Source organism: Streptomyces sp. WZ-12 (assembly GCF_028898845.1).
GTDB lineage: Bacteria > Actinomycetota > Actinomycetes > Streptomycetales > Streptomycetaceae > Streptomyces.
In genome coordinates, this window is the sequence record NZ_CP118574.1 from 5,453,950 (window position 1) to 5,477,764 (window position 23,815).

The 23,815-nt window shown below is 72.1% G+C and carries 22 protein-coding genes; 13 read left to right on the forward strand and 9 right to left on the reverse strand.

Annotated features, from left to right (window positions below; all coding sequences use genetic code 11):
• Positions 1-46 precede the first annotated feature (46 nt).
• Positions 47-1,228 (forward strand): imidazolonepropionase, encoded by a 1,182-nt coding sequence (gene hutI / locus PV796_RS23665; protein ID WP_274915366.1) that lies wholly within the window; start codon positions 47-49, stop codon positions 1,226-1,228.
• Between the two features lie 118 nt (positions 1,229-1,346).
• Here hutI and PV796_RS23670 read toward each other — a convergent pair whose 3' ends face one another.
• Complete coding sequence (locus PV796_RS23670) at positions 1,347-2,285, reverse strand: RNA polymerase sigma factor SigF (RefSeq protein ID WP_274915367.1); 939 nt, start codon at positions 2,283-2,285, stop codon at positions 1,347-1,349.
• Between the two features lie 273 nt (positions 2,286-2,558).
• Between PV796_RS23670 and PV796_RS23675 the strand changes: the two genes are divergently transcribed.
• The 5 genes from PV796_RS23675 to PV796_RS23695 all read left to right on the forward strand — a co-directional run bounded on the left by PV796_RS23675 (position 2,559) and on the right by PV796_RS23695 (position 6,662).
• Positions 2,559-2,927, forward strand: coding sequence for an STAS domain-containing protein (locus PV796_RS23675; protein ID WP_274915368.1), 369 nt, complete (start codon positions 2,559-2,561; stop codon positions 2,925-2,927).
• Positions 2,928-3,098: 171 nt separating this feature from the next.
• A complete protein-coding gene (locus PV796_RS23680; protein ID WP_274915369.1) occupies positions 3,099-3,587 on the forward strand; it encodes an ATP-binding protein in 489 nt (162 codons plus the stop codon).
• Between the two features lie 228 nt (positions 3,588-3,815).
• Entirely contained in the window at positions 3,816-4,604 is a 789-nt protein-coding gene (locus tag PV796_RS23685) for an LPXTG cell wall anchor domain-containing protein (RefSeq protein WP_274915370.1), read from the forward strand.
• Between the two features lie 19 nt (positions 4,605-4,623).
• Entirely contained in the window at positions 4,624-5,598 is a 975-nt protein-coding gene (locus PV796_RS23690; RefSeq protein ID WP_274915371.1) for a COG1470 family protein, read from the forward strand.
• Positions 5,595-6,662 (forward strand): hypothetical protein, encoded by a 1,068-nt coding sequence (locus tag PV796_RS23695; protein ID WP_446750622.1) that lies wholly within the window; start codon positions 5,595-5,597, stop codon positions 6,660-6,662. Before PV796_RS23690 ends, PV796_RS23695 begins: the two co-directional genes overlap by 4 nt.
• Before the next feature lie 737 nt (positions 6,663-7,399).
• On the opposite strand, the gene PV796_RS23700 is transcribed toward PV796_RS23695, so the two are convergent.
• Complete coding sequence (locus PV796_RS23700) at positions 7,400-8,926, reverse strand: peptide MFS transporter (protein WP_274915372.1); 1,527 nt, start codon at positions 8,924-8,926, stop codon at positions 7,400-7,402.
• A gap of 510 nt (positions 8,927-9,436) precedes the next feature.
• On the opposite strand from PV796_RS23700, the gene PV796_RS23705 reads away from it, so the two are divergent.
• The gene (locus PV796_RS23705) at positions 9,437-10,117 is read left to right on the forward strand and encodes a response regulator transcription factor (protein ID WP_016575659.1); all 681 of its coding nucleotides are present in this window, start codon (positions 9,437-9,439) and stop codon (positions 10,115-10,117) included.
• Positions 10,118-10,123: 6 nt separating this feature from the next.
• A complete protein-coding gene (locus tag PV796_RS23710; protein ID WP_274915374.1) occupies positions 10,124-11,371 on the forward strand; it encodes an ATP-binding protein in 1,248 nt (415 codons plus the stop codon).
• Between the two features lie 11 nt (positions 11,372-11,382).
• Here PV796_RS23710 and PV796_RS23715 read toward each other — a convergent pair whose 3' ends face one another.
• On the reverse strand, positions 11,383-11,892 hold the full coding sequence (locus PV796_RS23715; protein WP_274915375.1) for a GtrA family protein: 510 nt from the start codon (positions 11,890-11,892) through the stop codon (positions 11,383-11,385).
• 142 nt (positions 11,893-12,034) lie between these two features.
• The gene (locus PV796_RS23720) at positions 12,035-12,475 is read right to left on the reverse strand and encodes a protease inhibitor I42 family protein (RefSeq protein WP_274915376.1); all 441 of its coding nucleotides are present in this window, start codon (positions 12,473-12,475) and stop codon (positions 12,035-12,037) included.
• A 162-nt stretch (positions 12,476-12,637) separates the two neighbouring features.
• Here PV796_RS23720 and PV796_RS23725 point away from each other — a divergent pair, with 162 nt between their 5' ends.
• The 3 genes from PV796_RS23725 to PV796_RS23735 are packed head-to-tail and all read left to right on the forward strand — an operon-like array spanning position 12,638 to position 15,530.
• Complete coding sequence (locus PV796_RS23725) at positions 12,638-13,789, forward strand: 5-(carboxyamino)imidazole ribonucleotide synthase (protein ID WP_342456929.1); 1,152 nt, start codon at positions 12,638-12,640, stop codon at positions 13,787-13,789.
• A complete protein-coding gene (purE, locus tag PV796_RS23730; RefSeq protein WP_274915377.1) occupies positions 13,786-14,364 on the forward strand; it encodes a 5-(carboxyamino)imidazole ribonucleotide mutase in 579 nt (192 codons plus the stop codon). Before PV796_RS23725 ends, purE begins: the two co-directional genes overlap by 4 nt.
• Positions 14,361-15,530: a dipeptidase gene (locus PV796_RS23735; protein ID WP_274915378.1), complete on the forward strand. Its 1,170-nt coding sequence runs from the start codon at positions 14,361-14,363 to the stop codon at positions 15,528-15,530. Before purE ends, PV796_RS23735 begins: the two co-directional genes overlap by 4 nt.
• Before the next feature lie 620 nt (positions 15,531-16,150).
• Here the strand turns inward: PV796_RS23735 and PV796_RS23740 are convergent.
• Positions 16,151-17,491, reverse strand: coding sequence for a UDP-glucose dehydrogenase family protein (locus PV796_RS23740; RefSeq protein ID WP_274915380.1), 1,341 nt, complete (start codon positions 17,489-17,491; stop codon positions 16,151-16,153).
• Positions 17,492-17,707: 216 nt separating this feature from the next.
• On the opposite strand from PV796_RS23740, the gene PV796_RS23745 reads away from it, so the two are divergent.
• Positions 17,708-18,886, forward strand: a complete 1,179-nt coding sequence (locus PV796_RS23745; protein WP_274915381.1) for an acyl-CoA dehydrogenase family protein — start codon at positions 17,708-17,710, stop codon at positions 18,884-18,886.
• A gap of 74 nt (positions 18,887-18,960) precedes the next feature.
• Here the strand turns inward: PV796_RS23745 and PV796_RS23750 are convergent, their stop codons facing one another.
• The gene (locus PV796_RS23750; RefSeq protein WP_274915382.1) at positions 18,961-20,247 is read right to left on the reverse strand and encodes an LCP family protein; all 1,287 of its coding nucleotides are present in this window, start codon (positions 20,245-20,247) and stop codon (positions 18,961-18,963) included.
• A 283-nt stretch (positions 20,248-20,530) separates the two neighbouring features.
• Here PV796_RS23750 and PV796_RS23755 point away from each other — a divergent pair, with 283 nt between their 5' ends.
• A complete protein-coding gene (locus tag PV796_RS23755) occupies positions 20,531-21,085 on the forward strand; it encodes an acyl-CoA thioesterase (RefSeq protein WP_274915383.1) in 555 nt (184 codons plus the stop codon).
• A gap of 30 nt (positions 21,086-21,115) precedes the next feature.
• Here the strand turns inward: PV796_RS23755 and PV796_RS23760 are convergent, their stop codons facing one another.
• From PV796_RS23760 to PV796_RS23770, 3 genes are read right to left on the reverse strand one after another with little or no spacing between them, the layout of a single operon-like run.
• Entirely contained in the window at positions 21,116-21,715 is a 600-nt protein-coding gene (locus PV796_RS23760) for a VanZ family protein (RefSeq protein ID WP_274915384.1), read from the reverse strand.
• A 39-nt stretch (positions 21,716-21,754) separates the two neighbouring features.
• Entirely contained in the window at positions 21,755-22,207 is a 453-nt protein-coding gene (locus PV796_RS23765) for a hypothetical protein (RefSeq protein WP_274915385.1), read from the reverse strand.
• Complete coding sequence (locus PV796_RS23770) at positions 22,204-23,667, reverse strand: LCP family protein (RefSeq protein WP_446750623.1); 1,464 nt, start codon at positions 23,665-23,667, stop codon at positions 22,204-22,206. Before PV796_RS23770 ends, PV796_RS23765 begins: the two co-directional genes overlap by 4 nt.
• Between the last annotated feature and the right edge of the window lie 148 nt (positions 23,668-23,815).

Consider the following 23,815-nt stretch of genomic DNA (forward strand, 5'->3'; position numbering starts at 1 on the left):
ACCCCCAGGCCCGCGCCGCCCGCGGACGAAGGAGAACACCCCCGCGATGACGACGACTTCCGCGCCGACCACCGCGATCACCCACATCACCCAGCTCGTCACCAACGACCCCTCCCTCGGTGAAGGCCCCCTCGGTCTGCTCCAGGACGCCGCGGTCGTCATCGACGGCGACCGCATCGCCTGGGTCGGTCCCTCCAGCAAAGCACCCGCCACTGACAACGCCGTCGACGCCGCCGGCCGGGCCGGCCTGCCCGGCTTCGTCGACTCCCACTCCCACCTGGTCTTCGCCGGCGACCGCACCGAGGAGTTCAACGCCCGGATGTCCGGGCGGCCTTACTCCGCCGGCGGCATCCGCACCACCGTCGCCGCCACCCGCGCCGCCGCCGACGACGCGCTGCACGCCAACGTCGCCCGCTACCTCGCCGAGGGCCTCCGCCAGGGCACCACCACCCAGGAGATCAAGTCCGGCTACGGCCTGACCGTCGAGGACGAGGCGCGGGCGGTGCGGATCGCCGCCGCCCACACCGACGAGGTGACCTTCCTGGGCGCCCACATCGTCTCGCCGGACTACGCCGACGACCCGGCCGGCTACGTCGAGCTGGTCACCGGGCCGATGCTCGACGCCTGTGCCCCGCACGCCCGTTGGGTGGACGTCTTCTGCGAGCGCGGCGCCTTCGACGGCGACCAGGCCCGCGCCGTCCTCACCGCCGGCCGGGCCAAGGGCCTCACGCCCCGGGTGCACGCAAACCAGCTCGGCCACGGCCCCGGCGTGCAGCTCGCGGTCGAGTTGGACGCCGCCTCCGCCGACCACTGCACCCACCTCACCCCCGCCGACGTCGACGCGCTGGCCCAGTCCGACACCGTCGCCACGCTCCTCCCGGGCGCCGAGTTCTCCACCCGTGCCCAATGGCCGAACGCCCGCCCGCTGTTGGACGCCGGCGCCACCGTGGCGCTGTCCACCGACTGCAACCCCGGCTCGTCCTTCACCAGTTCCATGGCGTTCTGCATCGCGCTCGCCGTGCGCGACATGGGGATGACACCGGACGAGGCGGTGTGGTCGGCCACCGCCGGCGGCGCCCGGGCGCTGCGCCGCACCGATGTCGGCCGGATCGCCCCCGGCGCCCGCGCCGACCTGGTCCTGCTGGACGCGCCCTCCCACGTGCACCTCGCCTACCGGCCCGGCGTGCCGCTGGTAACGGACGTCTGGCACAACGGCGTTCGCCTCTGAGGGCGGCCGTCCCGGGGCCGTCCCCGAAACGCACTGAGGGCCCGTCCCGGACGTTTCCGGGGCGGGCCCTCGCGTGCACGGGCGTCGGCCGACCTCGCCGGTCGGCCCCGACCGCGGGCTATTCGTCGATCATCAGGCCCTTGCGGAGCCGGACGAGGGTGCGCGAGAGCAGTCGGGAGACGTGCATCTGCGAAATGCCCAGCTCCTCGCCGATCTCGGACTGCGTCATATTGGCCACGAAGCGCAGCGAGAGGATCTTCCGGTCCCGGGAGGGGAGTTCGGCGATCAGCGGCTTCAGGGACTCGACGTACTCGATGCCTTCGAGGCCGTGGTCCTCGTAGCCGATCCGGTCCGCCAGCGCGCCTTCGCTGTCGTCCTCCTCGGGTTGGGCGTCCAGCGAGCTCGCGGTGTACGCGTTGCTCGCGGCCATGCCCTCGATGACCTCGTCCTTGGTGAGGTCGAGGCGTTCGGCGAGTTCGCCGACCGTGGGCGCACGGTCCAGCTTCTGCGCCAGTTCGTCGCCGGCCTTGGCCAGGTCCAAGCGGAGTTCCTGAAGCCGTCGGGGAACCCGCACCGACCAGCTCGTGTCGCGGAAGAAACGCTTGATCTCGCCGACGATGGTCGGCATCGCGAAGGTCGGGAATTCGACGCCGCGGGTGAGTTCGAAACGGTCGATCGCCTTGATCAGACCGATCGTGCCGACCTGGACGATGTCCTCCATGGGTTCGCTGCGGGAGCGGAACCGGGAGGCCGCGAACTTCACCAGCGCGAGGTTCAGTTCGACCAGGGTGTTACGGACGTAGGCGTATTCGTGCGTGCCCTCTTCCAGCGATTCCAGGCGCTCGAAGAGCGTTTTCGACAGCGCCCTGGCATCCACCGGACCCACTTCGTCAAACGGTGGGATCTCGGGCAGGCCGTCGAGTTCGGGCAGGCTCAGCCGTTCTTCGGCCGCGGCGTGCGACTGGGAAGGAATACGTCCGGCCGTTTCCGACCGGGGTGTCGACGATGCGGGGATGTGCGCGTCCTCGATACGCAATTCGTCGAGCCGGGGTGACATGTGTCTCCTCCATCGTTCTCGGCATATGGCTGCCGAAGCCTCTGCGTGGAACTGCGGTGTGCGGCGCCTCCAAAGCCGGCCGTTTCGAATGTGTCCTTCTACGCCTACCTGGGTTCGACGGAAGAAGGCAAGTGCGAGTTGTCCGCATTGTGGAACTATGCCCCTTCTACGGCTACCGGCCGGCGTCAGGAAGGCGTAGGGTTCGACAGGCGCAGTCGCAGAGCAAGGTCGTCACCACAACAGTCGTCTAGGCAGCAAAAGGGGTGCGCTCGCATGGACCGCGGGACGGTCGGCAGTGCAAGCCGGGGTCGGCTTCACGTCGGGATCCGCCATCACGGCGCCAGCGCGGTCGTGACCGTCGCGGGCGAGTTGGATCACCACACGGCGGATCTGTTGCGCGAATCGCTGGAGGGTTGCGTGGACGACGGATACGCACGCCTCGTAGTGGACTGCTCACCCTTGGACTTCATGGACTCCACCGGTCTGAACGTCCTGCTCGGCGCCCGGCTGAAGGCGGAGGCCGCGGGGGGCGGCGTCCATCTCGCCGGGATGCAACCGGTGGTGGCCCGGGTCTTCGAGATCACCGGCGCGGACGCCGTCTTCACGGTGCACGACTCCGTCGACGCGGCCCTGACCGACTGACCGGCCGCGAAGTCCGGAACGATGCGTTCCGGACGCGTAGTCAGTGTCACAACTTCCGTACCCAACAAGTGGGTGTTCTCGCGGTCCGGTCGGGCAGGAGACACCTGAATCCGTTGAATCAGATCAGTTAACTGTTGTCGTGAACAGGCGAATCGGTGAGGTGAAGCGCTGATGAGCACCACCCGGCCGTACCCGCCGGGCGACCTCGGCCCGGAGCCGGGCGTCGCCGGCCCTGCCGCCGCCGTCCCGGCAGGCCAGATCCGCCGGCTGCGCCTGGCGGGCACCCGGGGCGCCGTGGCGCGGGCCCGCGACTTCGCCCGGGAGGCGTTGCAGGACTGGGGCTGGCTCCCGGCCGCCACCGCCGACCAACGGGCCGCGGCCGAGGACGTGCTGCTCGTCGTCTCCGAACTCGTCACCAACGCCTGCCTGCACGCCGAGGGCCCGGAGGAGCTGCGGCTGCGCTGCGCGGCCAAGGTACTCCGCCTGGAGGTCAGCGACCTGGGCACCGGCTCGCCGTCCCCGCGCAGCCCACACCGCCCCGGACGCCCCGGGGGCCACGGCATGTTCATCGTCCAACGGCTCTGCCTGGACTGGGGCGTGGTGCGCAACGCCGACGGGGCGGGCAAGACCGTCTGGGCGGAGCTGGCCGCCCCGTCTTGAAGACGCGGCGCAGCCAGGGGCGTTGAGCGCGGGCCGGGAGGCCCGCGCTCCGTCATGTCCGACGGCCACCGCGGGGCGCCCGGCTTCCGGGCCGATTCGACCGGTGCCGCGCATCGGGGCTGTGCGGTGCCTTCCCTCGGCAACCTCTCGGGCGTACCTTGACGGCCAATCTGATGTGCCGTCAGCAAAGTGGGGCGGCGCGCTCTCCCGGGAGAAGGGGAACTCAAGGTGGCCCGCTTCCACGCACAGCACGGCAGGCGGCCGCGGCGGGCGGCCGGGCTGCTCGCGGCCGCGGCAACGGCGGCCGGCTCCGCGGTGCTGTTCACCGCGCCCGTCGCGCACGCCGAGGTCGTCGACGTCAACTACCAGTGCAAAACGCCGATCGGCAACAAAGGGGCGGTCTCGCCCATCGACATCAAGGGGACGCCCAGCGGCAGCGCCTACAAGCTGGTGATGTCGTTCCAGAAGGGCGTCTCCTCCAGCCCCGTCGAACTGGGCAAGGGCGCCATGAAACCCAGCGCCCTGATCCAACTCGGCGGCGCGGAACACGGCACCGTACCGGTCTCCGGGCCGCCCAACGACCAGGCGATACCGGCCAACACCCCCATCAAGATCAGCGACTTGAGCGGGACGTACACCCCGAAGGCCAGCGGCAAGGTGACCTTCACCGCCTCCACGCTCACCATCAAGGCCCTGGGAACCACCACGACCTGCACGCCGAGCAACCACCCCAAGCCCTCGCTCACCCTGGACGTCAAGGGCAGCGGCGGCTCGGGCGGCACCAGCGGCGGCACGAGCGGCAGTTCCGGGGGCACCACCGGTGGTACCGGCGGCGGTTCCGGCGGCGCCAGCGGCTCCACCACGACCGGCGGTTCGACCGGTGGCTCGACCGGCGGCCAACTGCCGCAGACCGGACCGGCCGACTCCGCCCTCGCGCTGGGCACCCTCGGCGGCACCGTCCTGTTGGCCGGCGCGGCCGGCGTGCTCTGGCTGACCCGCCGTCACCAACGGGCCTGACACCCACCGGGAGCCGCCGATGCCGTCCCGTCCCCGCACCGCGGCCGCCGGCGCGGCCCTCGGGGTCGCCGCGGTCCTGCTGTGGCCCGCGGCGGCCGGGGCCCGGCCGCCCGCCGCCGCGGGGGGCTGGTCCGCCGCGCCGACCGGCCCCGCCCGGACGTCCTTCTACCTGGAGGGCCCGCCGGGCACCGCCCTCACCGACCGACTGGCCGTCCGCAACCCGTCCGGCCGGCCGGTCACCGTACACCTGGCCGGCGAGGGCGGGGACGGCGTCGGGGCGTGGCTCGCCCCCGCGCAGCCGGAGGTGACGGTTCCGCCGCGGACCCAGGCGAGTGTGCCGTTCACCGTGGCGGTACCGCGCGACGCCGCCCCCGGCGGCCACACCGGCGCGCTCACCGTCACCGGCGGCGCCCCCACCGCCCGCAGCCGGATCCCGCTCCGGCTGCGGGTGACCGGGCCCGCGCTGTCGGCACTCACCGTCGAGCACCTCACGGTGACCCGGCGGGGCGATGCCGCGGTGCTCCGCTACGCCCTCGTCAACCGCGGTAACACCGCGCTCCGGCCGCGGTTGGCGGTCCGCGCCGACGGCCTCTTCGGGCCGCTGCTGCGCCGCCCCGCCCGCACCCTGCCGGACGCGCTCCCGCCCGGCGCCCGCGTCGAACGGACCGAGACCTGGCCCGATCCGCCCACCCTGGACGCGGCGGACGTCACGCTCACCGCGACCGCGGCGGGCGGCGCGCGGGACACCGCCACCGCCCGCTACACCGCCGTCCCCTGGGGCGTGCCCGCCGCGCTGGTCCTCCTGGCGGCCGGCGGCGCTGCGCTGGGGTGGCGCCACCGCCACCGACACCGCACCGGCAGCCCGCCCGGCCCGCACCCCACGACCGGCGCCCCCCGCGACGCAACGAACACCACTTCGGACACCACGGCGAACACCTCGACCACGACCCACACCACGAAGGCCGCGACGACGGGATCAGAGGTGCGCGCGTGAACGGCGAGAAGGGCCTCAACGGGACGGCGGCGGCCGCACCTTGCGGCACGACGGGACGGCGCCCGCGGACCGGCCGGGGGCGGCGGCGCCGGCCCGCCCTGCGCGCGGCGCTCGCCCTCGCCCTGCTCCCGGTCCTGCTGCCCGGACTGTCCCCGCCGACCGCGAGCGCCGCCCCGTCCGCCGACCAGCCGTCCGCGGCCGTCTCCCCCAACGAGGCGGGCGTCGGCGGCAGCATCACCGTCAACGGACAGGGCTGGCGCCCGCACACCCTGCTGACGCTGCTGATCTGCGGCCAGAACATGATCGGCGGCACCAACTCCTGCGCCAACGGCGACGGTCGGACCGCCACCACCGACGACCACGGCGCGTTCCGGGCGCCGCTCCCGGTGGCCGAGCCGCCCAAGCCCTGCCCCTGCGTGGTGCACGTGGCGACCGTGACCGGCCAGGCGGCCACCGCGGACGCCGCGTTCAAGGTCGCCGGGCACCCGGTGGCGCCGCTGCCGCAGGACGTCAGCGCCGGCCGGCTGGCCGTCCTGGCGCAGCCCCGGCTGACCGGTAGCAGCGGGTTGCTCACCTGGTTCGGCGCCCCGCCGCAGCGTGAACTGACCGTCACGCTCGGCAACTTGGGCTCGGCGCCGGCCAAGGACCCGGCCTTCAAGGTCGGCACCTCACACGGCGTCTTCGCGCCCAAGTGGGAGAACCAGCAGTGGCACGGCACGGTCCCCGCCGGCCGCAAGGCCGAGGTCAAACTCCCGGTGGAACTGGCCGCCGGGGCCCACGGCGACTACCTGATCTCCCTCAAGTACGGCGACCGCCTCCTCGTCGAACAACCCTGGGAGGTCGGCCGGCCCTGGGGCATGACCCTCTTCTGGCTCCTGCTGTGCGTGGTCGTACCCACGCTGCTCTTCCGCGGCGGGATGGCCGTCGTCAACCGCCTCCGCCCCGCGCGCCCGCCGACCACCGCCCCACCGGGCGGCCCCACCGACCTCCCCGACGGCACCACTGCCCTGCCGTGGTTCGCCCCGGACACGACGCCGTGGCCTCGGGGGAGGGGGGCGGAATGACCTACCGGTCCGCTGCGCTTGGCTTGCTTCCCACGTTTTTGGCTTCCCCGCCGCGGGGGGTTGCTGTCTTTGCGCCTTGCGGCGCGGGCCTGTTGTCCGCTGCCGGTCCGCTGCGCGGGGCGAGCCGATGTGTCCGCTGCGCGGGGCCGGTCCGCTGCGCGGGGCTGTTGGGTGCGGTGACGGGCCTCCGGGGGCGGTGTGCCAGACTGCTTCGCTTTACGTCTGGCACACCGCCCCCTCCGGCCCGTCCCCTCCCGTTGGGTGGGTGGATTTCTCTGGGATGGGGCTGGCCACTGTGGTCCCCTGACGGTCACCGCCCGGTTGCTTGGGCCACCTGTCCTCATTCCGGTCACCGCTCAAGCTCATGCGTACTCGTCCTCTGACGGTCACCACTCAACCCAGCGGCCCGAGTTGGCCCACCGGGCGGACGTGGCACCCACCGTTCTTTCCCACCCTCCAACGGGAGGGGACGGGCCGGAGGGGTGGGTGTGCCAGACGTAAAGCGAAGCAGTCTGGCATGCCCGCCCCGGAGGCCCGTCACCGCACCCCGACAGCCCCGCGCAGCGGACAACACAACTCGCCCCCGCCCCGCGCAAGCGGACCGGCAGCGGACCGGCAACCCGCGCGGCGGGAAAGCCAACAACGTGGGCAGCAAGCCAAACGCGGCGGCCCCAGGGGAAGGAAAAGACCCGGCACGGGGCGTCCGTGCCGGGTCCGATTCCGTCAGCTGGGGCGGCTCAATGCACGTCCCCCATAAGGGGACTGATCTTCTTGCGGTACATGAAGACCGCGAAGCCGGCCAACGTGGCCAGGGCGGCCTCGGTGATCAACACCCCCGTGCCGCTGAGGTCCGCACCGGCGATGGACACCAGGGAGATGACGCTGTCGCCCGCGGTGACCGCGAGGAACCAGACGCCCATCATCTGGCTGGCGTACTTCTGCGGGGCCAGCTTCGTCGTCACCGACAGGCCGACGGGGGAGAGGCACAGCTCGCCCATCGTCTGGAGGCCGTAGACGGTGATCAGCCACATCGGGCTGACCTTGGTGCCGTCGGAGGACATCGCGATCGGCAGCAGGAAGAAGAAGTAGGAGGCGCCGATCAGCACCATCGCCATGGCGAACTTCACCGGCGTGCTGGGTTCCTTGTTGCGGCGGGCCAGTGCCAGCCACATCGAGGCGAAGATCGGGGCCAGCGCGAGCACCCACACCGGGTTGACCGACTGGAGCCAGGAGGACGGGAAGGCCAGGCCGAAGACGGACTCCGCGGTGTTCTTCTCGGCGAAGACGTTCAGCGTCGAACCGGCCTGGTCGAAGATCATCCAGAAGACCGCGGCGGCGACGAAGAACCACAGGTAGCCACTGACCTTGGCCTGCTCGGTCTCGGACAGTTCCTTGTCCCGCTTGATCCGCAGCAGCACGAAGCACGGCACGCAGATGCCGATGATGGCCAGCGGGAGCAGCGCCCAGTTGAGGGTGAAGTGGCCGGTGCCCGCGACGATCCCGTAGAAGACCGCGGCGATGACGACCCAGATCAGGCCCTTGCGCAGCCAGCCGTTGCGCTCCTGCACCGTCAGCGGGGTCGGCACCTGGTGGCTCTTGGGGTTCAGGTGCCGGGTGCCGATCAGGAACTGGAGCAGACCCAGCGCCATGCCCAGCGCCGCGGTCGCGAAGCCCAGGTGCCAGTTGATGCTCTGACCGATGCCGCCGACGATGATCGGCGCGGCCATGGACCCGAGGTTGATGCTCATGTAGAAGACGGTGAAACCACCGTCCCGGCGCGGGTCCTGCGGGCCGTTGTAGAGGTGTCCGACCATCGTGGAGATGTTGGACTTCAACAGGCCGGAGCCGCACGCCACCATCGCCAGGCCGACGAAGAAGGTCTGGCCCGGTATCGCCAGCACGACGTGGCCGGCGATGACGATGGACGCACCGACGATCACCGTCTTGCGCGGGCCCCAGACCCGGTCGCCGAACCAACCGCCGGGCATGGCGAGCAGGTAGACCAGGGCCATGTAGACCGCGTAGATCGCGGTGGCGGAGGCGGCCGTCATGGCCAGACCACCGCCCTGGGAGCCCACCTTGGCGTCCGTGCCACCGGAGATCAGATACAGGACGAGCAGGGCACGCATGCCGTAGAAGCTGAAGCGCTCCCACATCTCGGTCATGAAGAGAGTGGCCAGGCCGCGTGGGTGGCCGAAGAAGGTCTTGCCGCCGTCGGCAGGGGTTCCCTGCTCGGCCGCGCCCTTCGTCAGGCTGGACGCCATGGTGGGTTCCTATGCTTCTCGGGACGCGTCCGAGAGAACTCGGTGTGCGCCCGGGTGGGGGATGACCGGCACCGGAGCCGTCCCGCCCGCCCTCACGCCCGGGAGGTTCGGCACCCCACGCAGGGGGACCGACGGGAGGCCGGACACCGGGATCCACGCCCCCGTGCCGCAACAGCGGCCGGCGGACCCGGTCGACAGGTCTTTCACTGTGTAAGGGACTGGAGGTGCCAGACCCGCACACAACAGGGACCGATGACGTCAGTTGATCGCCATGGTCCCGGGGTTGTGCGTTGGACGTTCGGGCCACCATACGTCCGCCGGGCGGGTCGATTGAAGGGGTGAGAGAACGCTCACACTCGCTTTCGGAACCGTTTGCGCCTGTGGAGTCGACCACATACACACCCGCGCGCCCGTGTTCCGGGGCGCGCGAGCGGGCGCGGAACGGGCCGGCTGTCGCCCATCCGTGCTGGTCCGCCCCAGGCTGTCGGTACATCGGACTACCATCGGCGCATGACCCGTGTACTGCTCGCCGAGGATGACGCGTCCATCTCGGAGCCGCTCGCCCGCGCCCTGCGCCGCGAGGGTTACGACGTCGAAGTGCGTGAGGACGGCCCGACGGCGCTCGACGCCGGTCTCCAGGGCAACATCGACCTCGTGGTCCTGGATCTGGGACTGCCCGGTATGGACGGTCTGGAGGTCTGCCGCCGGCTGCGCAACGAAGGCCACTCCTTCCCGATCCTGGTGCTGACCGCCCGCGCCGACGAGGTGGATACCGTCGTCGGCCTCGACGCCGGCGCGGACGACTACGTCACCAAGCCCTTCCGGCTGGCCGAGTTGCTCGCCCGGGTCCGGGCCCTGCTCCGGCGCGGCTCCACCGCCGAGCCCCAGCAGCCGCCGGCCACCCACGGCGTGCGGATCGACGTCGAGTCGCACCGCGCCTGGATGGGCGACGAGGAACTCCAGCTCACGGCGAAGGAGTTCGACCTGCTGCGAGTCCTGGTGCGGGACGCCGGCCGGGTCGTCACCCGCGACCAGTTGATGCGCGAGGTCTGGGACACCACCTGGTGGTCCTCCACCAAGACGCTGGACATGCACATCTCCTGGCTCCGCAAGAAGCTGGGCGACGACGCCGCCAACCCGCGGTACATCGCCACGGTCCGCGGGGTCGGCTTCCGCTTCGAAAAGAGCTAGGGGCCCGTGCGCCGCCGACTGATCAACTCCACGCTGGCCGTGGTGCTCGTCGTCATCGCCGTCTTCGGCGTCTCCCTGGTGATCGTCGAGACCCGCACGATCCAGGCCGGCGCGCAGGAGAGCGTGTCGTCGGAGGCCGTCCGGCTGGTCGGGATAGTGGAGAGCCGGCTGGGCAGCGGCGAGAAGATCACCCCGGAGATCCTCTCGGAGCAGATCACCGCCCACCGCTACGCCGTCATCAAGGTGCCCGGCAAGCCGGAGATCGAGATCGGTCCGCGCCCGGCCGGTGACGTGATCGAGTCCAAGGTGCGCGGTGACCGCGGCGAGGCCGTGACGGTCCAGGAGTCCCGCGCCACGGTCAGCGCCGAGATCGGCCGGACCCTGCTGGTCATCCTGGCCGTCGCCCTGTTGGCGATCCTGGCGGCCGTGGTGCTCGCCATCCGGCAGGCCCGCCGGCTCACCGCCCCGCTCACCGACCTCGCCGAGACCGCCGAGCGGCTCGGCTCCGGCGACCCCCGGCCCCGCCACCGCCGTTACGGCGTCCAGGAGTTGGACCGGGTCGCCGACGTCCTCGACGCCAGCGCCGAGCGGATCGCCCGGATGCTCACCGCCGAGCGGCGGCTGGCCGCGGACGCCTCCCACCAACTGCGCACCCCGCTGACCGCGCTGTCCATGCGGCTGGAGGAGATCACCCTCACCGACGACCCGGACACCGTCAAGGAAGAGGCCACCATCGCGCTGGCCCAGGTGGAGCGGCTGACGGACGTGGTGCAGCGGCTGCTGACCAACTCCCGTGACCCGCGCACCGGCTCGGCCGTCGCCTTCGACCTCGACGAGGTGGTCAAGCAGCAGATCGAGGAGTGGCGCCCGGCCTACCGCAGCGCCGGACGGGCCATCGTCCGCTCCGGGAAGAAGGGGCTGCGGGCCGTCGGCACCCCCGGAGCGGTCGCCCAGGTGCTCGCCACCCTGATCGAGAACTCCCTGATGCACGGCGCCGGTACGGTCGCGCTGCGCACCCGCGTCACCGGCAATCAGGCCGTGGTCGAGGTCACCGACGCCGGCCGCGGCGTCCCCCCGGACCTCGGCTCGCGGGTCTTCGAGCGGACCGTTTCCGGCCGCAACTCCACCGGCCTGGGGTTGGCCGTCGCCCGCGACCTGGCCGAGGCCGACGGCGGGCGCCTGGAACTCCTCCAGCAACACCCGCCGGTCTTCGCGCTGTTCCTGGCCCGGGAGAGCGAGCTCACCGAGGAGTGAGCCGCGGACGGTTACTTCCGGGAGGCGCCGCTCGGCACCCGGGAGCCGTCCGCCAGGAACGACTCGGCGGTCTCCACCGCCTTCCGGGCGGGCAGCCCGCGGAAGACCCAGGTGCGGTACGACCAGAAGCGGAAGAGCGTGGCGATCCCGATGCCGAGGAACTTGAAGATGTTGCTCTGCAGCGGGTCGTCCCAGCCGAACCCGTAGGTCGCGGCGTAGAGGATGCCGTTCTCGATGATCAGGCCGACCACGCTGAACAGCAGGAAGAGCGTCAACTCGCGGGTGCGGCCCTGCTTGTCGCGGTCCCGGTAGGCGAAGTAGCGGTAGCCGACGTAGTTGGTGGCGGTGGCCACCACCGTGGCCACGATGCTCGCCCGGACGACGGGGAGTTCGGTCAGGTGCCGGACGAGGTTGAAGACCGCGAAGTTCACCACGACCCCCGCGCCGCCGACGGCGCCGAACTTCACGATCTCCCGGATGAGCGCCTCCAGTCGTGACCGCAGCGCGCTCGGTTCACTCATGGTGATCGTTCAGCTCCCTGTTCGTGGGGGTGGGCGGGCCGGGGGCCCGGTGGGGTCCCTCATGCTAACCACGCTCCCTGTGCCCCGGTGCCCGGGAGGCCCGCTCCGCCCCTCCGTGCACCAGAGCGGTCAGGACCGGCCATCAGCGGACCATGATCCGGAAGTTGAGGGTGCGGGCCCCCGGCTCGTCCGCCGCGCCCGTCATGCACCGCCGGCAGTACAGCAACCGCAGGTCGGCGCGGCCCGGGCGGACGGCCTCGAAGTCCAGCGCCCGCGAGGCGCGGTCGGACGACGACGGCCTGCCGGGCGGATCGTCCGGTGCGGGCCGGTTGGCACCCGCCTTCAGAACGGCCGGATCCGGACGCGGGTCGGCGACGATCCAGTGGAAGGCGTCGTCGGGGGCGTCGGGGACCTCGATGGTGAAGCGGTCGCCGGCGGACACCGTGATCTCGGTGTCGTCGGGGCCGTACACCGCCGGTCCGGACAGTTGGCTGATCACCGTGTACAGGGCGATCAGCAGGGCGGCGACGGCGACGACGGTCACCAGCGCCCGGGAGTTCCTCGCTATGCCGCTGCTCTCCATGCGGCCTCCCCCTATCGCCGGCCGGGGCCGGTGGAACCCTTCCGCGCCCGGTCCGGAACCTCACCGCTGTTGTGGACCTTCACGATCACCCTCGAACGCCAGCCTCGGATGATCCTCCAACCCGGGTCGGGTGTGCGACGGCCGGCCGGATACCCTGGGGGCGTGACGTTCCCGGTAGTCGGCATGGTCGGCGGCGGTCAGCTCGCCCGTATGACCCACGAGGCGGGTATCCCCCTCGGCATCAAGTTCAAGCTCCTCAGTGACACCCCGCAGGACTCGGCGGCCCAGGTGGTCAGCGACGTCGTCATCGGCGACTACCGCGATCTGGACACCCTGCGGGCCTTCGCCCGCGGCTGCGATGTGCTCACCTTCGACCACGAGCACGTACCCACCGCGCACCTGCGGGCGTTGGAGGCCGAGGGCATCCCCGTCCGGCCCGGCCCCGACGCGTTGGTGCACGCCCAGGACAAGGGCGTGATGCGGGCCAAGTTGGACGCCATCGGGGCGCCCTGCCCGCGCCACCGCATCGTCGCCGACCCGGCCGACGTGGCGCGCTTCGCGGCCGAGGGCGAGGGCTTTCCCGTGATCCTCAAGACCGTGCGCGGCGGTTACGACGGCAAGGGCGTCTGGATCGTGCGATCGGCCAAGGAGGCCGAGGAGCCGTTCCGCGCCGGCGTGCCCGTGCTGGCGGAGGAGAAGGTCCCCTTCGTCCGCGAGTTGGCCGCCAACGTGGTCCGCTCCCCGCACGGCCAGGCCGTGGCCTACCCGGTCGTGGAGTCCGTCCAGGTCGACGGCGTCTGCGACACCGTGATCGCGCCGGCCCCCGATCTCTGTGACGAACTCTCCACGCACGCCCAGCAGCTCGCCCTGCGGATCGCCGACGAGCTCGGCGTCGTCGGCCACCTCGCCGTCGAGCTGTTCGAGGTCCGCGACGCCGACGGCACCCCCGCCGTGCTCGTCAACGAGCTGGCGATGCGGCCGCACAACTCCGGTCACTGGACCCAGGACGGGGCGATCACCTCGCAGTTCGCCAACCACGTCCGCGCCGTCCTCGACCTCCCGCTCGGCGACCCGCGCCCGCGCGCCCGTTGGACGGTGATGGCCAACGTCCTCGGCGGTGACTACCCGGACATGTATGCGGCGTACCTCCATTGCATGGCACGCGACCCGCAGTTGAAGATTCACATGTACGGAAAGGACGTGAAGCCGGGCCGCAAGGTCGGGCACGTCAACACTTACGGCGACGACCTGGCGGATGTGCGTGAGCGCGCCGCGCACGCCGCCGGCTACCTGCGAGGAACGATCACGGAATGACGGCCAGCACCGCCCCCGACCGCCACCCCGCCCCCCGCCCCGCCGACGACGCCCCCGTCATCGGCATCGTCATGGGCTCCGACTCCGACTGGCCCGTCATGGAGGCCGCCGCCCAGGCCCTGGACGAGTTCGAGATCGGCTACGAGGTCGACGTGGTCTCGGCCCACCGCATGCCGCACGAGATGATCGCGTACGGCGAGCGGGCCGCCGACCGCGGGCTGAAGGCGCTCATCGCCGGCGCCGGGGGCGCCGCCCACCTCCCGGGCATGCTCGCCTCCGTCACCCCCCTCCCGGTCATCGGCGTCCCCGTCCCGCTCAAGTACCTCGACGGCATGGACTCCCTGCTCTCCATCGTCCAGATGCCCGCCGGCGTCCCGGTCGCCACCGTCTCCGTCGGCGGCGCCCGCAACGCCGGGCTGCTCGCCGCCCGCATCCTCGCCGCCCACGACCCCGAACTCCGCGCCCGGATGCGGGAGTTCCAGCAGGAGCTCAACCACCAGGCCACCGAGAAGGGCAAGCGGCTGCGCAACAAGGTCGCCGGCGCCGCGGGCTTCGGCTTCGGGAGCGGCAAGTGACGGCCGCCCTGGACGCCGCCCGCGAGCTGCTCGCACAGTGGCCGATCGTCGACGGCCACAACGACCTGCCCTGGGCCCTGCGCGAACAGGTCCGCTACGACCTCGACCGGCGCGACGTCGCCACCGACCAGAGCGCCAGCCTGCACACCGACATCCCCCGGCTCCGGGCCGGCGGGGTCGGCGCACAGTTCTGGTCGGTGTACGTACGCTCCGACTACGCCGGCGACCACGCCGTCAGCGCGACCCTGGAACAGATCGACGTCGTACGGCAGTTGACCACCCGTTACGCAGCGGATCTACGCCTGGCGACCACCGCCGACGACATGGAGGCGGCCCGTGCCGAGGGCCGGATCGCCTCCCTCATGGGCGCCGAGGGCGGCCACTCGATCAACAACTCGCTGGCCACCCTGCGGGCCTTCCACACCCTGGGCGTCCGCTACATGACGCTCACCCACAACGACAACAACGACTGGGCGGACTCGGCGACCGACGAGCCCCGCCACCACGGCCTGTCGCCCTTCGGCGAGGAGGTCGTCCGCGAGATGAACCGCCTCGGCATGCTGGTCGACCTCTCGCACGTCTCGCCCGACACCATGCGGGACGCGCTCCGGGTCAGCACCGCCCCGGTGATCTTCTCGCACTCCTCGGCCCGCGCGGTCTGCGACCATCCGCGCAACGTCCCCGACGACGTACTGGCCCAACTCCCCGCCAACGGCGGCGTTGCGATGGCCACCTTCGTCCCGAAGTTCGTGCTCCCCGCGGCCGTCGAGTGGACCCAGCGCGCCGACGCGAACATGCGCGCGCAGGGTCTGCACCACCTCGACACGACCGAGCGCGGGATGGCGGTCCAGCGCGCCTTCGAGTCCGCCAACCCGCGCCCCGCGGCCACCGCGGCGATCGTCGCCGACCATCTCGACCACATGCGGGAGGTCGCCGGCATCGACCACGTCGGCATCGGCGGCGACTACGACGGCACGGCCTTCACGCCGATGGATCTGGCCGACGTGGCCAGCTACCCGACGCTGGTGGCCGAGCTGATCGATCGCAAGTGGTCGACAGCCGACCTGGCGAAGCTGACGTGGCGCAACGCGGTGCGTGTCCTCCGCGCCGCGGAGGATATTTCCCGGGAGGCCCCGGGGGCCCCGTCCAACGCGACGATTTCTTAGCCTCGTTGGTGGCTTTCCCCCGCGGGGGTTGCCGGTCCGCTGCGCGGGGCGGGTCGGGTTGTCTGGTCCGCTGCCGTTCCGCTGCCGGTCCGCTGCGCGGGGCGAGCCGATGTGTCCGCTGCGCGGGGCTGTCGGCTGCGGTGACGGGCCTCCGGGGGTGGTATGCCAGACTGCTTCGCTTTACGTCTGGCATACCACCCCCTCCGGCCCGTCCCCTCCCGTTGGGTGGGTGGATTTCTCTGGTCGGGGGCTGATCACTGTGGTCCCCTGACGGTCACCGCCCGGTCGCTGAGGCCCCCGTCCTCTGACGGTCACCACTCAACCCAGCGGCCTGGGTTGGCCCACCGGGCGAACGTGGCACCCACCATCTTTCCCACCCTCCAACGGGAGGGGACGGGCCGGAGGGGCGGGGGTGCCAGACGTAAAGCGAAGCAGTCTGGCACCCCCGCCCCGTAGGCCCGTCACCGCACCCCGAAAGCCCCGCGCAGCGGACAACTCAACTCGCCCCGCCCCGCGCAGCGGCCCCGCCCCGCGCAAGCGGATCGGCCCGCGCCGCAAGGCGCAAAGAACAGCAACCCGCGCGGCGGGAAAGCCAAAAACGTGGGAGGCAAAAACATCCGCTACGCGGACGGGCGGCCAAGCGCCCGGTACGTCCACCCCGCCTTGCGCCACAGCGTCGGGTCGAGGGCGTTGCGTCCGTCCAGGACGCTCCGTTCGGCGACGACCTCGCCGAGCGCCGCGGGGTCGAGCTCGCGGAACTCGCGCCACTCGGTGAGGTGGAGGACGACGTGCGCGCCGCGCACCGCTTCCAGGGCGCTGTCCGCGTAGCCGAGGGTCGGGAAGACCCGCTGCGCGTTGGTCATGCCCTTCGGGTCGTAGACGGTGACCTGGCCGCCCTGGAGGTGGATCTGGCCGGCGACGTTGAGCGCGGGGGAGTCGCGGACGTCGTCGGAGTCGGGCTTGAAGGTGGCGCCGAGGACGGCGACCCGGGTGCCGAGGAAGCTGCCGCCGACCGCTTCGCGGGCCAGCTCGACCATGTGGGCGCGGCGCCGCATGTTGATCGAGTCGACCTCGCGGAGGAAGGTCAGCGCCTGGTCGGCGCCGAGCTCGCCGGCGCGGGCCATGAAGGCCCGGATGTCCTTGGGCAGGCAGCCGCCGCCGAAGCCGATGCCGGCGCGCAGGAACTTCTTGCCGATCCGCTCGTCGTGGCCGATGGCCTCGGCCAGCTTCACCACGTCGCCGCCGGCCGCCTCGCAGACCTCGGCCATCGCGTTGATGAACGAGATCTTGGTGGCGAGGAAGGAGTTGGCGGAGGTCTTCACCAGCTCGGCGGTCGGGTAGTCCACGACGACGAAGGGCGAGCCCTCGGCGAGCGGGGTGGCGTAGACCTCGCGCAGCAGCGCCTCGGCGCGCTCGCTGGTGACGCCGGCGACGATGCGGTCGGGGTGCAGGGTGTCCTGGACGGCGAAGCCCTCGCGCAGGAACTCCGGGTTCCAGGCCAGTTCGACGTCCGGGCCGGCGGGCGCGGCGGCCGTCAGGCGCTGCGCGAGCCGGGCCGCGCTGCCCACCGGCACCGTCGACTTGCCGACCACCAGCGCGGGCCGGGTCAACTGCGGCGCCAGCGCGTCGAAGGCGGCCTCGACGTAGGACATGTCGCAGGCGTACTCGCCGTGTTTCTGTGGGGTGTTGACGCAGACGAAGTGGACGTCGCCGAAGGCGCCGACCTCCTCGTAGGAGGTGGTGAAGCGCAGCCGGCCGGTGGAGCCCTCGATGCCGGCGACGTGGCGGCGCAGCAGCTCTTCCAGGCCCGGCTCGTACATCGGGACCTCGCCGCGGCGGAGCATCTCGATCTTCTCCGGCTGCACGTCCAGGCCGAGCACCTCGAAGCCCAGCTCGGCCATGGCGGCGGCGTGGGTGGCGCCGAGGTAGCCGGTGCCGATCACGGTGATCTTGGGGGCCATGTGGGGCTCCAGACGTCGGGCGGAAAGAGCTGCCGACCGAGCATATCCGCGCACCGCGTGCCCCCTTCCCGTCAGCCGTGCGCACCTGGGGCGACTGTCGGCAACCTCACCTATCCGCGGCCCGGCATCGGCCCTAGAATCCCTTCTCAGTAAGGGTTACTTAACGGTAGTTAGCGCTGCCGACAGCTCACAGGGGAGTGAGAGACCTTGGCGTCAGTGGGAAAGAACGCAGCCGCTGATTTCGATCTGTACCGGCCGTCCGAGGAGCACGACATGCTCCGCGAGTCGGTGCGCTCGCTCGCCGAGGCGAAGATCGCACCGTTCGCCGCCGCGGTGGACGAGGAGGCGCGCTTCCCGCAGGAGGCGCTGGACGCGCTGGTCGCCAATGACCTGCACGCGGTGCACGTGCCGGAGGCGTACGGCGGTGCCGGTGCCGACGCGCTGGCGACCGTGATCGTCATCGAGGAGGTCGCCCGGGTCTGCGCCTCCTCGTCGTTGATCCCGGCCGTCAACAAGCTCGGTTCGCTCCCGGTGATCCTCTCCGGCGGCGAGGAGTTGAAGAAGAAGTACCTGGCGCCGCTCGCCCAGGGCGACGCGATGTTCTCGTACTGCCTGAGCGAGCCGGACGCCGGTTCCGACGCGGCGGGGATGAAGACCAAGGCGGTGCGGGACGGCGACTTCTACGTCCTCAACGGCGTCAAGCGCTGGATCACCAACGCCGGGGAGTCGGAGTTCTACACCGTCATGGCGGTGACCGACCCGGAGAAGCGGTCCAAGGGCATATCGGCGTTCGTCGTCGAGAAGGGCGACGAGGGCGTCTCCTTCGGCGCCCCGGAGAAGAAGCTGGGCATCAAGGGCTCCCCGACCCGCGAGGTCTACCTCGACAACGTCCGGATTCCCGCCGACCGCATGATCGGCGACGAGGGCACCGGCTTCGCCACCGCGATGAAGACCCTGGACCACACCCGCATCACCATCGCGGCCCAGGCGCTCGGCATCGCCCAGGGCGCGCTGGACTACGCCAAGGGCTACGTCCAGGAGCGCAAGCAGTTCGGCAAGCCGATCGGCGACTTCCAGGGCGTCCAGTTCATGCTCGCCGACATGGCGATGAAGCTGGAGGCGGCCCGGCAGCTCACCTACGCGGCGGCGGCCCGCTCCGAGCGCGTCTCGGCCGGCGCCAAGGGCGAGGACCTGACGTTCTTCGGCGCCGCCGCCAAGTGCTACGCCTCCGACGCCGCCATGGAGATCACCACCGACGCCGTCCAGTTGCTCGGCGGCTACGGCTACACCCGCGACTACCCGCTGGAGCGGATGATGCGGGACGCCAAGATCACGCAGATTTATGAAGGCACCAACCAGGTGCAGCGGATCGTGATGGCGCGGAACCTCCCGTAGCGGAGTCGTTCCCGCCCAACGGGACGGGCCCCGGCCGCAGTTGCGGTCGGGGCCCGTCTTCGTCGTCCGTCCGGTCAGTTGCCGGTGACGGTGACCGGCTCGTCGTTGTTGAGCTGCTGGACGAGCTGCTTGAGCTTGGCCTGGTCCCAGACCAGGTTGCCGCCCACGCTGCCGGAGATCGGCATGTTCATCGACTTGCCGTCGCCGCCGGTGACGCCCTTCATCGCGAAGAACATCTGGCCCAGGTCCCACAGGCTCATGTCCTTGTCCACCTTCAGGGTGTCCAGACCGGCGCCGAGCGTCGGGTAGAACTTGAAGGGGTTGAGCAGGGTGCCCGGTGTGGCGGCCTGCTTGGCGACGGCGGCCAGGAACTTCTGCTGGTTCTTGGTGCGTTGGAGGTCCTGGGAGGCGAACGCGTGCCGGGTCCGGACGAAGGCGAGCGCCTGCGCGCCGGTGAGGGTCTGGGTGCCGGCCTTGAAGTCGGCGCCGGAGTCCTTGTCCTTGAACGCCTGGGGGATGTCCATCTCCACGCCGCCGAGCGCGTCGACGATGTTGGCGAAGCCGGCGAACCCGATCTCGACGTAGTGGTCGATGTGCAGGTGGGTGTTGTACTCGATGGTGCGCACCAGCAGGGCCGGACCGTCCTCGGCGTAGGTCGCGTTCAGCTTGGTGTGCCGTCCGGTCGCCGGGTACTTCTTGCCGGAGGTCGAGCCGACGTACGCGGGGATCTCGACGTTGGAGTCGCGCGGCAGGGAGATCAGCGTCGGGCCGTTGCTGCCGTCGTGCAGGATCAGCATCGAGTCGGTGCGCCCGCCGTCGGTGGGGCCGCCGGTGTGCAGCTTCTGCTTCATCTCGTCGGTCATGCCCTCGCGGCTGTCCGTTCCGACGATGAGGTAGTTGGTGCCGTCGCCGGTCGCGGGCCGGTCGATGACCTTGCTCAGGTCGACCTCGCGGCGCAGCTTGCCGTCCGCCCAGAAGTAGGTGCCGACCGAGGTGGCCAGCACCACCACGACCAGGGTGATCAGGGCCCACTTGATGCGGCGGCCCCAGCGCGGGCGCGGCCGGGCGCCCTGCCCGTCGCGGTACCCGTCACCGCCCCGGCCGCCGCCCCCGCCGTAGACCTGGCCGGTGTTGTAGCCGTCGTAGTCGTGCTGGCCCTGGGACTGCTGCGGCGGGACGCCCGCGCGGCCGCGCGGCGAGAGCGAGGGCGGGAGTGGGGGCTCGTTCCGCGGGTAGCCGGGGCCTGCGCCGCGCCGCACGTGGGGCATGGCGCGCGCACCCTCCGGCTCGGCGCTGCCGCTGCCGCTGCCGTACCGGTTGCCGCCCGGCTCGCCGGACCGTCCTTGGGGCCACTCATTCATAGGGGGAAGTGTGCATCCCCGTGGGGTCCGCTCCATAGGGCGGGTACGGGATCGGGCCGGGGCTGTTGCAGAGCTGATGCAAAGCGGCCGCGCGCTACCGGGCCATACCGCACGGGGCTCGACGATTCCGGCGTGACCAGCGGAATCAGTCATTCCGGATAGTTTCCGGCGCCGTCGGGGAGAGCCCGCTCACACCGCCGGTGAGACCGGGGTCACGCCGCCGTCGGCCCGCCCCACCGCCGCGCCGTACGGTCCCGTACGGCGCCGGCTTACGCTGTTCTCCATGACCGACCTCGTCACCACCAGCCCGGAGGACGGCCCTGCGGGCAAGCCCACCTCCGTCTCCCGCACCACGCTGTCGCACATCATGACCGCGGCCGACACCAACCTCCTGGGGACGGTGCACGGCGGGGTGATCATGAAACTGGTCGACGACGCCGCCGGCGCGGTCGCGGGCCGGCACTCCGGCGGCCCGGCGGTGACGGCCTCCATGGACGAAATGGCCTTCCTGGAGCCGGTGCGGGTCGGCGACCTCGTTCATGTGAAGGCCCAGGTGAACTGGACCGGCCGGTCCTCCATGGAGGTCGGCGTCCGGGTCCTGGCCGAGCGCTGGAACGAGTCCACCCCCGCCCAGCAGGTCGGCTCCGCCTACCTCGTCTTCGCCGCCGTCGACGAGCACGGCAAGCCCCGCCCGGTGCCGCCGGTGCTCCCCGAGACCGAGCGCGACAAGCGGCGCTACCAGGAGGCCCAGATCCGTCGGACGCACCGGCTGGCCCGCCGCCGCGCCATCAAGGAGCTGCGCGAGCGGCGCGCCGCCGAGGGTCTCGACGACGCCTGACCGATCCCGGTGCCACGGCCCGGGGCGGCCCTACGCCTCCTCGGGCGCGGGCGCCGGCGGGGCACCGACCGCCCGCGGGGGCAGCGCCCGATGGCACACCGCCGCCGTCAGTTTCGCCAGCAGGGCCAGCAGCGCGCCGGCCACCGTCCCCGCCGCCGCGCACAGCACGTCGTCGATGTCGGCCACCCGGCCCGCCCGCATCAGCAACTGCGCCAGCTCGATGACGAGGCTCAGCCCCACCCCGAACAGGAAGGCGCCGGCCGCCGACCACCGGGGCGCGGCGAACCGCAGCAGCAGCGGCACCGGGACGAACAGCGCGGTGCCGGCGATCTGCCGCCGCACCACCATCGCCACCTCGCCCGGCTCCAACTGGGCGCCCAGCTCGAACATCCCCTCCCCGGGGCGCCACCAGAACGTCGCGTCGGCGGTCCCGACCGGCTGGGTGGGGACGAGCGTGACCACCAGCATCAGCAGCAGCCAGGCCGCCAGCAGCGCGCGGGCCGCGGTCCGCGGGGTGCGCCGGTGCGGAGCCCGCGCCGACCACAGCGCCAGCCCCAGGGCCAGGGCCAACGCCCCGAGCAGGAAGAGCGTCACCGTGGTGGGGGTGACGGCCAGCACGACCTGCCACATGGTTCGCACACACCTTTCCGGGCGCCGGACCGGCCGGCGTCAGTCGCAGCTCCACTTGGTGACGAAGACCGTCGCGGTGTGCTCCATGACACCGCGGATGCACTCGTCCGGGAGCATCTCCACCCGCCCGCTCAGCCGCAGCGCCCCGCCCCGCGTCCGCCCGCTGCCGAACCAGCCGGGGAACGCGGTGATCTGGGCGTTCTTGCGCTGGTAGCCGAGCCGGACGGTGATCTCGCCGGGTACTGGGACGTCCCGCTGGTAGACGGCGGTGTAGACGCCGGTGGTGCCGACCGGGCCGCGCAGGCACAGCCGGCCGCGGACCAGCGCCCCGCAGCCGATCGGCTCGGCCGGCGCCGCCGGGGCCGCCGCCGCGGTGGCCGCGAGCAGCGCCAGCACCGCGGCCGCGGCGGCGGCCCGGGCCAGGTGCCGTCGCCGGTCCGGCCCGTCCGGCGACGGCCCCGCGGCGGTGCGACGGGGGGCGGGCACGGTCATCGGCACACCGCCTGGTCGCCGGTGATCGCCCCGAGGGTGCCGGGGGCCGGCGTCGGCTCCTCGGCCCGCACCGCCCGCACCCCGCGGAAGTCCGCCCCGACGGTCACCCGCATCACCGGCCCCTGCCCGCTCGCCGGGCGCAGTTCGGCGCCCGGCAGCGCGGCCGCCAGCGACCGCGCCGAGCGGTCCCAGCGCGGGTCGTAGGAGACCACCGTGCGCGGCGCGGCGCCGAGCGCGGAGTCGGCGGGGGCGTCGGCGGTGGCGAAGCCGGTGGCGTGCAGCTCCCGGGTGACCCGGGCGGCCAGCCCGCGCCGCCCGGTGCCGTTGTCGACCCGCACCCGGACCCGCTCGGGCGGCACGTCCACGACGGTGGCCGGCGTCGCGCGGCCTTGATGGACGGCGATCGGCCGGTCCTCGCGCAGCGCCCGGAACAGCCGCGGCGCCCGCACCGGGTCCCAGCGCACCGTCGACCCCAGCCCCGGCACGTTCTCCGCCTCGCCGCGCAGCGGCACCGAGGCGAACTCCGAGGACGCCGGACCGAAGCCCCGCATCGCCTGCGCCAGGTCGGTCAGGTCGCTCGCGCCGAAGCCCGCATCGGCCCGTACGGACGTCAGCACGGCGTCCGCGACCTCCTTGAAGCGGACCGGGTTCATCAGCACCCCGGACGAGGCGATCCGGTGCAACAGCGCGGCCAGGAAGCGCTGTTGGCGCTGCATCCGGCCCAGGTCGGCCGAGGCGTCGACGTGCCGGGTGCGGACGTACTGCAACGCCTGGCCGCCGTTGAGCCGCGAGGTCCCGGCCGGCAGGTCCAGCCCCGAGTACGGGTCCTTCAGCGGGCGCACGGTGCACAGGTCCACCCCGCCGACCGCGTCCACGGTCCGCATGAAGCTGGTGAAGTCGACCTCCAGGTAGTGGTCGATGTGCACCCCCGTCATGTGCTCGACGGTGCGCACGGTCAGGCTCGGGCCGCCCTCGGCGTAGGCGGCGTTCAGCTTGAGCGCGTGCCGGGGGTGGCGCCGCCCCTCGGCGTCCTGGTGGGCGGGCACCTCGGCGTAGGAGTCGCGGGGGAGGCTGACGACGCTGGCGCGGCGCCGGTCGGCGGCCAGGTGCACCAGCATCAGGGTGTCGGTGCAGTGGCAGGGGTCGCCGCCCAGGTGGTACTTCCGCTTCTCCTCGTCGGTCAGCTTGTCCCGGCCGTCGGTGCCGACGACCAGGAACGTCAGCCCCGCGCCGGCGCCGGGCCGGTCGCTCATCCCCTGGAAGGCGTCGACCCGGCCGATGCCGGTCTCCACCCCGGTGACCATGGCGTGCCCCACCCCGCTCGCGGACAGCAGCAGCGCGGTCGCCGCGGCGCTGACCCGCAGTCCCCAACGGGGCCGGCCTGCGGAACGCCGACGCCCGCGCCGCCGCCGGGGACGCCGGCCCGGCACGGTGCGGGTGGTGGGGGACGGCGCGGTCACGGGCCACCTCCGCGGTGGACGGGGACGAGGGCAGCAGGGCCGGGCCACCGTAAGCCGGTACGATCTGCTGCAAAACGCCACACACCGGGCGGGCGTCGTGCGGCCACCCGGTTGCCGTCCGAGCGGGTCGCCCGTTCGCGGTACCGTG

Excerpts from the sequence above, each read along its gene's own strand:
- hutI (WP_274915366.1), top strand. The coding sequence starts at position 47 with ATGACGACGACTTCCGCGCCGACCACCGCGATCACCCACATCACCCAG.
- PV796_RS23720 (WP_274915376.1), bottom strand. The coding sequence starts at position 12,475 with ATGGAGAGCAGCGGCATAGCGAGGAACTCCCGGGCGCTGGTGACCGTC.
- PV796_RS23670 (WP_274915367.1), bottom strand. The coding sequence starts at position 2,285 with ATGTCACCCCGGCTCGACGAATTGCGTATCGAGGACGCGCACATCCCC.
- PV796_RS23760 (WP_274915384.1), bottom strand. The coding sequence starts at position 21,715 with ATGTGGCAGGTCGTGCTGGCCGTCACCCCCACCACGGTGACGCTCTTC.
- PV796_RS23680 (WP_274915369.1), top strand. The coding sequence starts at position 3,099 with ATGAGCACCACCCGGCCGTACCCGCCGGGCGACCTCGGCCCGGAGCCG.
- PV796_RS23675 (WP_274915368.1), top strand. The coding sequence starts at position 2,559 with ATGGACCGCGGGACGGTCGGCAGTGCAAGCCGGGGTCGGCTTCACGTC.
- PV796_RS23755 (WP_274915383.1), top strand. The coding sequence starts at position 20,531 with ATGACCGACCTCGTCACCACCAGCCCGGAGGACGGCCCTGCGGGCAAG.
- PV796_RS23750 (WP_274915382.1), bottom strand. The coding sequence starts at position 20,247 with ATGAATGAGTGGCCCCAAGGACGGTCCGGCGAGCCGGGCGGCAACCGG.
- PV796_RS23705 (WP_016575659.1), top strand. The coding sequence starts at position 9,437 with ATGACCCGTGTACTGCTCGCCGAGGATGACGCGTCCATCTCGGAGCCG.
- PV796_RS23700 (WP_274915372.1), bottom strand. The coding sequence starts at position 8,926 with ATGGCGTCCAGCCTGACGAAGGGCGCGGCCGAGCAGGGAACCCCTGCC.
- PV796_RS23690 (WP_274915371.1), top strand. The coding sequence starts at position 4,624 with ATGCCGTCCCGTCCCCGCACCGCGGCCGCCGGCGCGGCCCTCGGGGTC.
- purE (WP_274915377.1), top strand. The coding sequence starts at position 13,786 with ATGACGGCCAGCACCGCCCCCGACCGCCACCCCGCCCCCCGCCCCGCC.
- PV796_RS23765 (WP_274915385.1), bottom strand. The coding sequence starts at position 22,207 with ATGACCGTGCCCGCCCCCCGTCGCACCGCCGCGGGGCCGTCGCCGGAC.
- PV796_RS23740 (WP_274915380.1), bottom strand. The coding sequence starts at position 17,491 with ATGGCCCCCAAGATCACCGTGATCGGCACCGGCTACCTCGGCGCCACC.
- PV796_RS23715 (WP_274915375.1), bottom strand. The coding sequence starts at position 11,892 with ATGAGTGAACCGAGCGCGCTGCGGTCACGACTGGAGGCGCTCATCCGG.